General features: G+C 63.4%; 1 protein-coding gene and 2 pseudogenes. 2 read left to right on the forward strand and 1 reads right to left on the reverse strand.

The window, feature by feature from the left end; translation table 11 throughout:
• Window positions 1-733 (forward strand): hypothetical protein (locus IF89_RS46740; RefSeq protein WP_158718137.1); only part of this gene is annotated, 733 nt, incomplete at its 5' end.
• Between the two features lie 331 nt (window positions 734-1,064).
• Window positions 1,065-1,493: pseudogene (locus IF89_RS41615) on the forward strand (transposase); the annotation flags it as partial.
• A 101-nt stretch (window positions 1,494-1,594) separates the two neighbouring features.
• Here IF89_RS41615 and IF89_RS41620 read toward each other — a convergent pair.
• Window positions 1,595-2,175, reverse strand: a pseudogene (locus tag IF89_RS41620) (transposase); the annotation flags it as partial.
• Between the last annotated feature and the right edge of the window lie 238 nt (window positions 2,176-2,413).

Below are 2,413 nucleotides of genomic sequence, written 5' to 3' on the forward strand. Positions count from 1 at the left end.
CCCCGAAACCGGCCGCTTCACCACCCGCGACCCCCACCCCACCCCCCTCAACAAATACCAAGCCTACGCAGCCAACCCCATAGAACACACCGACCCCACCGGAAACCTCCCCTTCCGCTTCGGTAGTCGAAAAAAGACGGCAGTAGCTTCTGGAAGGAAGCAAGCGAGCAAGTTGCAAATGGAGCGCATGTATGCGGACTCAGGGCTGAGGGAAAACGGAGGAAGGCCGTTTCTGCCGTCCCGGGATCGTTTCGACAAGGGCATGAGAGACGCAATTTCCGCATCAATAGCCTTATCGAAAACCGAAGAAGCGCGGGGTGCCGTAAGGGAATTCGTGGAAGCGGAGGCAGCGGCAGCTAGGCTCGCGCAGATAGCGGAGGACCGAGATCACTTGAGGGAGAAGCTGGCATGGTTGGCGGAGCCGGCGTTTGACGTCTACTACAACACGCAGATCGCCCACCTTTATGAAGGCGGTCGGATGATGGCGCACCTGCGAGAGGTGCTATATGGAAGAGTCGATAGTGCAGGTGGCAGCCTGAAAGCCTTTGAGGCGGAACTGCGGCAGATTACGTCGAAGTTCTGGGCTGATGCCCAATCCAGCCCGCTGGATCCCATTTATCAGAAAGGATCTCCTGAGAGGAGGCTCCTATTCCTCTTGCATGACGTTAAGAACAGCTGGATTGCTGGTAAATTGCGGGGGCAAGTATACTCTTCGCCGTATCGGCTGCAATAAGCTTGACGGTGCTGTCTGGCAAATCGGGGGAATTTTAGGGTCTTCGAGCCCCGGGTGATGCAACTTGGGCCCCTGAGGTGTTCCGAAGGCGCCGGAGGTGGGAGTCGGGCTCTGCGGCGTTCGGCATTGATCCGAGCCGAGCATCCGATCACGAGCGATCTCTTCGGTGTCGTCGACCGCACCCTGCAGTACTAGTCTAGGGCCTGTGTGATGTCGTGATCAGTGTCTGGGTTCTGCCCTCCTCCTGGGATGGGCCCCGGTAAGGCGTTGGTCGTGACGCGCAGGCAACTCACGGACCATCAGTGAGCGTTTTCAGCGGTGAGTCCCCGACGTCCAGACCTGCGTCGTCCACCTGCTGCGGGCGTCGTTCCGCTTTGCCGACCGCCAGGACTGGGACAGGATCGGCAGAGCGTTGAAGCCCGTCTATACGGCTCCGACCGAGGACGCGGCCACCAGCCGGTTCCCCGAGTTCTGCGAGGAATGGGGGCAGAAGTACCCGTCGATCGTCCGGTGGTGGGAGAACGCGGGGGCCGAGTTGTTCCGTTCCTGCGGTTCGACGCCGAGATCCGCCGGATCGTCTGCACCACCAACGCGATCGAGTCCGTGAACGCGAGGATCCGCAGGGCGGTCAGGGCCCCGCGGCCACTTCCCCTCGGAGAACGCAGCTCTGAAGTGCGTCTACCTTGCAGTGATGTCACCGGACCCGACCGGCACCGGCCGCAAACGCTGGACCACCCGCTGGAAGCGAGCCCTCCAGGCCCCCCGCCTCCGCTGGCCCGTCGAGAGAACCATCGCCCGCATCAAGACCTGGCGCATCCTCCGCAAAGCCCGCCTCAGCCCCAGCAGACTCACGTCAATCGTGGCGACCTGGCCGTCGCGGATCTCCACGTTGACACAGTCGATGAAGACCACCGGGCAGACGCGGTCGAGGGGCCTGGCCTGCCATTCGGCCATGCCCTCCATCACCGAATCGGTGATCGTCGAGATGGTCTGCTTGGAGACCTCTGCCAGATGGGCCGAGATCTCACCGTGGGTCAGGCCTTTCGCCGACAGCGACAGGACCATCTCGTCGACGCCGGCCAGCCGGCGCTGCCGCTTCTTCACGATCTGCGGCTCAAACGCTCCCTCGCGGTGGTACGCCGATCTCAACCGGGCCGACCTCGGTCACCACTGTCTTGGGAGCATTTGCCGTTCCCGGAGTTGCCGCCGTTCCTGCCCGCGGGATCGTGCCGGCCGTAGCCGAGATGGTCTGACATCCCACCCTCGAGCGCGGACTCCAGCAGCCGCTTCGTCAGGTGCTGGAGCAGACCGCCCTCGCCCGTCAGCTGCAGGCCCTCGGCCTGAGCGCGGGCCACGAGCTCGTTCAGGAACCGGTCATCCACGTCTGCCGACGCGGCGTCCACCTTGGATTCTTTTACAGCCCCCTCCTGCACCACGCTCACGTCGTGGTCACCCAGGGTGATTCCTTCCGGCTCAACCAAGCCATCAGCGGTCAGGGGGTGATCCCTTGCGCTGACCCGCCCACCAGCAGCAGGGATCCGGCCGCCGTTGGGAGGACTTAGCGGCCGCCAGCGCGTCAACTATCTGGCCGCTCGCGGGGAAGATCGACAGGCCATTGACACCCAGGCCGGCTGTTTGCATGAGGGGGGTTGGGCTGGTGGGTGGCTGTGTGGGGGATGG

The sequence above is a fragment of the Streptomyces sp. NRRL F-2664 genome (assembly GCF_000719345.1).
In the GTDB taxonomy this organism is placed as follows: domain Bacteria; phylum Actinomycetota; class Actinomycetes; order Streptomycetales; family Streptomycetaceae; genus Streptomyces.